Source organism: Burkholderia sp. FL-7-2-10-S1-D7 (genome assembly GCF_001524185.1).
Taxonomy (GTDB): domain Bacteria; phylum Pseudomonadota; class Gammaproteobacteria; order Burkholderiales; family Burkholderiaceae; genus Burkholderia; species Burkholderia diffusa.
In genome coordinates this window covers 72,026-78,025 of record NZ_LOWY01000050.1, presented here as the reverse complement: position 1 = coordinate 78,025, position 6,000 = coordinate 72,026, and the positions used below count along the sequence as shown (strand labels likewise).

Genomic DNA, 6,000 nt, shown 5'->3' with positions numbered 1-6,000 from the left:
CATCAAGGACCCGACGCAGAACATCGTGTGGGTCACGCCGGAAGGCGGCGGCGGGCCGAATTACCCGAACATGTAACCTGCCGGAAAACGCCGCCTTGCGCGGCGTTTTTTTCGTCCGCTCGGCATTCGACGCTGCCCTGCCCGCCATCGGTCGCGCGATTCATGCACTGCGCCCCGCACCGGCTGCGCTAGCGCGCCGCAATCCGTCGACGGAAATGCTCAGTACCGGACACGATCTTGTCGAGCACCGCATCGAGCGCCCAGAACCGCTCCCGCACGTCGTAGTCGATCGAGCGGCAGCGAATCGATCCGAACGTGCCGATCCGTTGATGATAGATTTTCGCGAGCGCCGGGTAGCCAAGCGCTTCCGACACCGCCGAGAGCACCAGGAACGCCGACAATTCGTCGGCAAGCGCCGGATCCGAGTCGCCTTGCGTGCGCAGCCACCGATACAGATCGGGATGGAAGTTGGTGAACACGCCGTTGAAACCGGCGGAGCCCGCCTTCATCGCATCCCATGCGATCGCGGCGTTCGCATTCAGGATCTTCAACGGCGAGCCCGCGGCCAGCGCAACGCGTCGCTTCACCGTCTCCAGGTCGCAGCTCACGTCCTTCAACATCACGAAGCGGCCGGTGTCGATGCACGCGCGCAGTTCGTCATCGGACAGCAATCGCCGATAAGGCGCCGGACATTCATACAAGCCAAGCGGCAGATCCGCCGGCAATCGGGCGAGCAGCTTGTGAAGATGATCGAGAAACGCGGCGCTGCCCTTGCGCTGTGGATCCAGGCGGTTGGTCACGAGCACGACGCCCTGCGCACCCGATTCCGCCGCGGCACACAATTCGGCGACCTGCGCATCCAGATCTTCGCTGACGTGCCCGGACGCGACGACAGGCACGCGCCCGGCCACCCGCTCGACCACGAAACGCGCAAGTTCCGCACGTTCTGCGAGATTCAGGAATTGCATCTCGCTCGATTGCGCGACCGCGAACAGCGCATCCGAACCGTGCGCCAGATACCATTCGATGAGTCGCTCGAGGCCCGCGTAGTCGATCGCGCCGGCATCGTCGAACGGCGTCAGCATCACCGGCACAATCCCTTCGATGGTCGTGCTCGCCTGCTGATGTGATTGCATCTGTTTCTCCTTCCTTCAATGAATACAGGGGGTAGCCGGCGGCCTCAGGCCGGCAGCGCGCCAGGCGCTGCACTCGCGGACTGCTCGGGAATCGGCTTGCGCACCAGCAGCAGGTAAGCCATCGCGCCGGCGAATGCGAATGCCGCCGCCGTCAGCAGCGCCGGCACGAACGACCACTTCTGCGCGATCACACCCGTCAGGATCGGCGCGAGCGCACCGCCGATGAAACCGCCGAAATTCTGGATCGCGCCGAGCGATGCGACACGGCTCGGCGGTGCGGCCGCCGTCGCGAGCGCCCACGAACATGCCGATGCCGCATTGGCGAGAAAGATCACGACCGAAATACAGGCGAGCGCCACCGTGTTGCTCTGCACGAGCGCGGCCGGAATCGTGAACGCGACCATCCCGAGCATCGCGACGACCACCGCATTGCGCCGGCTCACGACTGGCGAGCGGCTTCGGCGCGTCACCAGATCCGACAGCCAGCCGGCAACGAGCGAACCGACGAACCCGCACAGGAACGGCACGGATGCCGCAAACCCGGTGCGAATGAGGCTCATGTGACGCTCCATCGTGAGATACCCCGGCAGCCAGGTCAGGTAGACCCAGTTCAGATACACCGAACCGAAGAATCCGATCAGCATGCCCCAGGTCGTGCCGTGCGAAAACAGACTGCGCCAGTCGGCGAAGGTCAGCTTGGGCGCCGCGACGGCCGTCTGCGCATCGGCATCGAGATACCCTCGTTCCGCCGCGGTCAATTGCGCGCGCGCCGGATCGCGATACCACGCAAACCAGGCGACGGCGACAACGAGACCGAGCGCCCCCGTGACGACGAACGCCCAGCGCCAGTCGAACGAAGCGACGAGCACCGCCAGCAGCAACGGCGCGAGCGCGGTCCCAAGCGGCGACGCCGCGTTGAAGATCCCGGTCGGCGTACCGCGTGCACGCAACGGAAACCAGTTGCTCACCACTCGCGCCGCCGACGGGAACTGCGGCGCCTCGCCGATACCGAGCACGATGCGCGCGACGATGAACCAGCCGAAGGTGGATACGAGGCCGCCCGCTGCCTGCGCGAACGACCAGACGATCAGCCCGATGCCGAGCAGCCGTCGCGGCCCGATGCGATCGACGAGCCCGCCGATCGGAAACTGGCACAGCGCATAGCTCCACGAGAATGCCGACAGCAGCAACCCCATCTGCGACAGCGACAGCCCGAGATCGCTCCGGATGGCCGAACTCGCGACGGCCAGCGTGCCGCGATCGAGATAGTTGACGATTCCGCTCGCCATCAGCAGCGCGAGCGCGATACGTTGTCCGCGCCGGATACGTGGCGGCGCAGTCGGAACAGCCTGGTCTTCGTTCATTTCGATTGTCTCCATGTCATAGGCGGGTGCCTGCCCGCGCTTTCCGTCGTCGCGGAATCTATACCGCCATGCTCTCCACTTCTTCGCGTGTCGGAATCGACGTCTGCGCGCCGTGGCGCGCGACGCTGATTGCGGCCGCACGCTGGCCGAATGCGATCGCGTCGTCCATCGACGCACCACTCGTCCGGGCGGCCGCGAATCCGCCGACAAAGGTGTCGCCGGCCGCCGTGGTATCGACGGCGACCACCGTCATTGCCCGATGGCGGCCGTTCCCTGCACTGCCGCGCCAGCAGACGCCGCGCGCACCCAGCGTGACCAGCACGTTGCCGACGCCTTTCGCGCGTAGCGCCTCGGCTGCGCGCACCGCCGAGGCGTCGTCGCCGACGGCGATGCCGGTCAGCGACTCCGCTTCCGTTTCGTTGACGACGAGGTAGTCGATCCGGGCCAGCAATGCGTCGAACAGCGGTCGCGCAGGCGCCGGATTGAGCAGCACCGGCGTGCGATGTGCGATCGCACTGCCGATCGCGCGCGCGACGCTCTCGATCGGCACCTCGAGCTGGCACACCATCAGCGCCGCGCCGGCGATCGCGTCGCGCGCCCCGTCGATCAATTCGGCATCGAGGCGCGCGTTTGCACCGGGCACGACCACGATGCTGTTCGCCCCCTGCGCATCGACCGTGATCGTCGCGACGCCGGTTGCCTCCCCGTCGATCCGGTGCAGGTGCGTCACGTCGATACGTTCGGCCGCCAGCGCGTCGTGCACGCGCGCCCCGAACGCGTCGTCGCCAACGCAGCCGATCATCGCGACCGATGCACCCAGACGGGCCGCCGCCACCGCCTGGTTCGCACCCTTGCCGCCGTGAACGGTCTGGAACGTCGTGCCGAGCAGCGTTTCGCCCGGCACGGGCAGCCGTGGCGCATGCGTGACGAGGTCGACGTTGATGCTGCCGACGACCGCGATTCGAGGGGACTTTGCGTGGATCTTCATTCAATGTAACCGCTTACATTTGCGACAAACAAAATAGCCGGAACGGCCATCGTCGACGAAAATTTCACAATGCGGCTGCAATCTGTGTCTGACATAATACGGAGTAGCATCAAGATAGCGCTTACATTCGCACAGGCACGACCGGATATGCAAGCGTGACCACGATGAATCGAGGGTAAACGATGGCGTTTTTGACCACGCGCGGCGCCTGCTTGGCAGCCGCGCCCGGGGATGACCAATGAGCACGCCCCCATCCAGCGGCGGCGCGGCGCGCGCACGCCGCGGCAGCGGCCGATCGGTGCTCGGGGATGTCGCGAAACTCGCCGGCGTGTCGACCGCGACCGTTTCGCGTGTCTACAACGACCCCGGCAAGGTCTCGGCCCACGTGCAGCAGCGCGTGCGCGACGCGGCACGCGCACTGAACTGGATTCCCAACGCGGCCGGCCGAGCACTCGCATCCACGCGAACCCACATCACGGGTGCGATCATCCCGACGCTCGACGACCAGGTGTTTGCGTCGCAGGTAGCGGGCATGCAGGCGGTCATGGCCGAGCACGGCATCACCCTGTTCCTGGGCTGCTCGAATTACGACCCGGCACAGGCGCTCGCGCAGGTGCGGGCGATGCTGTCGCGCGGCGTCGAAGCCGTGTCGCTGGTCGGCGAAGCCTATCCGCCGGAAGTATTCGAACTGCTCGACCTGCATCGGGTGCCGTATGTCGTCACCTATGCTTACCGCGACGACAGCCCGCACTGCTGCATCGGTTTCGACAACCGCGTGGCATTCGCGCGACTGACCACGCACCTGCTCGACCTCGGGCATCGCGATTTCGCGATCATCATGCAGCCTTCGGCGGACAACGATCGTGTGCAGGCCCGCCTGCGCGGCATCCACGACACGCTCGCCGCGCGTGGGCTCGCGGTCCGGCCGATCCACCAGCATGAGGGCCCGGCCACGATCGCGTTCGGGCGTGCGAGCCTGCGCGCGATCGCCGACAGCGGGGCGACGCGCCCGACGGCCGTGATCTGCGGCAACGACGCACTCGCGCTCGGCGCCCTGCTGGAAGCGCAGGCAATCGGCCTCGAGGTGCCGTCGCAATTGTCGATCACCGGCTTCGACGATGTCGCGCTGGCTCGCGAAATCCGGCCTGCGCTGACGACGATGTGGGTCGACACCGATGCGATCGGCCGCAAGGCCGCCCGCGCGTTGCTCGACGCACTCGAGCACGGGGAAGCCGGGCCCGGTTGCGCGATACTGCCGGAGCTGCGGGTGCGCGAATCGGCCGCGCCGCCGAATTCAGCGGCCCAATGAAAACGGGGCGCCCCAGGCGCCCCGTTTCGCATCGAATCGGTCGAGCCGGCGCGTGCCGGCCCCGCTGCTTCAGGTCGCGCTGCCCGCGATCTTCGGCGTCGGCGTCTCGACGTCGCCGCACTGCGCACGATGGCGCAGCGCATGGTCGATCAGCACCAGCGCGAGCATCGACTCGGCGATCGGCGTCGCGCGAATGCCGACACACGGGTCGTGGCGGCCGAAGGTTTCGACCGTCGCCTCTTCGCCGGACTTCGTGATCGAACGGCGCGGCGTGCGGATGCTCGACGTCGGCTTGATCGCGATCGACACGGTGATGTCCTGCCCCGTCGAGATCCCGCCGAGCACGCCGCCCGCATGGTTGCCGACGAAGCCGGCCGGCGTCAGTTCGTCGCCGTGCACCGAGCCGCGCTGCGCGACGCTGTCGAAACCCGCGCCGATCTCGACGCCCTTCACCGCGTTGATGCTCATCATCGCCTTCGCGATGTCCGCGTCGAGCCGGTCGAATACCGGCTCGCCCCAGCCGACCGGCACGCCCGACGCAACGACGTCGATGCGCGCGCCGATCGAGTCGCCGTCCTTGCGCAACGCGTCCATGTAGGCTTCCAGCTCCGGAACGATCGCCGCGTTCGGCGAGAAGAACGGATTCTCGCGAACGTGCGACCAGTCGACGAACGGCACGTCGATCTCGCCGAGACCGCTCATGTAGCCGCGCACCTCGACGCCGAAACGCTCGCGCAACCATTTCTTCGCAACCGCGCCCGCGCCGACGATCGGCGCGGTCAGGCGCGCGGACGAGCGGCCGCCGCCGCGGTAGTCGCGGATGCCATATTTCTGCCAGTACGTGTAGTCGGCATGGCCGGGGCGGAACGTCTCGACGATGTTGCCGTAGTCCTTGCTGCGCTGGTCGGTGTTGCGGATCAGCAGCGCGATCGGCGTGCCGGTCGTCACGCCTTCGAACACGCCGGACAGGATCTCGACCTCGTCCGCCTCCTGGCGCTGCGTCACGTGCCGCGACGTGCCGGGCTTGCGGCGATCGAGTTCGACCTGGATGTCGGCTTCGGTCAGCCCCATTCCCGGCGGGCAGCCGTCGATCACGCAGCCGATCGCGGGACCGTGCGATTCGCCGAAGGTCGTGACAGTGAAAAGCGTGCCGAGGGTATTGCCGGACATGATGGAACCGCCCAAAGAGAATTGGACAAACCG

General features: G+C 66.9%; 6 protein-coding genes. 2 read left to right on the top strand and 4 right to left on the bottom strand.

Annotated elements, in window-relative coordinates; genetic code table 11:
• The coding region (locus tag WS75_RS35105) for a 4Fe-4S dicluster domain-containing protein (RefSeq protein ID WP_133168007.1) at positions 1-76 on the top strand (76 nt) is incomplete at its 5' end.
• Positions 77-188: 112 nt separating this feature from the next.
• On the opposite strand, the gene WS75_RS18070 is transcribed toward WS75_RS35105, so the two are convergent.
• From WS75_RS18070 to rbsK, 3 genes are read right to left on the bottom strand one after another with little or no spacing between them, the layout of a single operon-like run.
• A complete protein-coding gene (locus tag WS75_RS18070; protein ID WP_059681755.1) occupies positions 189-1,136 on the bottom strand; it encodes a dihydrodipicolinate synthase family protein in 948 nt (315 codons plus the stop codon).
• Between the two features lie 44 nt (positions 1,137-1,180).
• Complete coding sequence (locus WS75_RS18065; RefSeq protein ID WP_059681754.1) at positions 1,181-2,500, bottom strand: MFS transporter; 1,320 nt, start codon at positions 2,498-2,500, stop codon at positions 1,181-1,183.
• A 58-nt stretch (positions 2,501-2,558) separates the two neighbouring features.
• Positions 2,559-3,488, bottom strand: a complete 930-nt coding sequence (gene rbsK / locus WS75_RS18060; protein ID WP_059681753.1) for a ribokinase — start codon at positions 3,486-3,488, stop codon at positions 2,559-2,561.
• 238 nt (positions 3,489-3,726) lie between these two features.
• Here rbsK and WS75_RS18055 point away from each other — a divergent pair, with 238 nt between their 5' ends.
• Complete coding sequence (locus WS75_RS18055; RefSeq protein WP_059681752.1) at positions 3,727-4,797, top strand: LacI family DNA-binding transcriptional regulator; 1,071 nt, start codon at positions 3,727-3,729, stop codon at positions 4,795-4,797.
• 69 nt (positions 4,798-4,866) lie between these two features.
• On the opposite strand, the gene aroC is transcribed toward WS75_RS18055, so the two are convergent.
• A complete protein-coding gene (gene aroC / locus WS75_RS18050) occupies positions 4,867-5,967 on the bottom strand; it encodes a chorismate synthase (RefSeq protein WP_044846064.1) in 1,101 nt (366 codons plus the stop codon).
• Between the last annotated feature and the right edge of the window lie 33 nt (positions 5,968-6,000).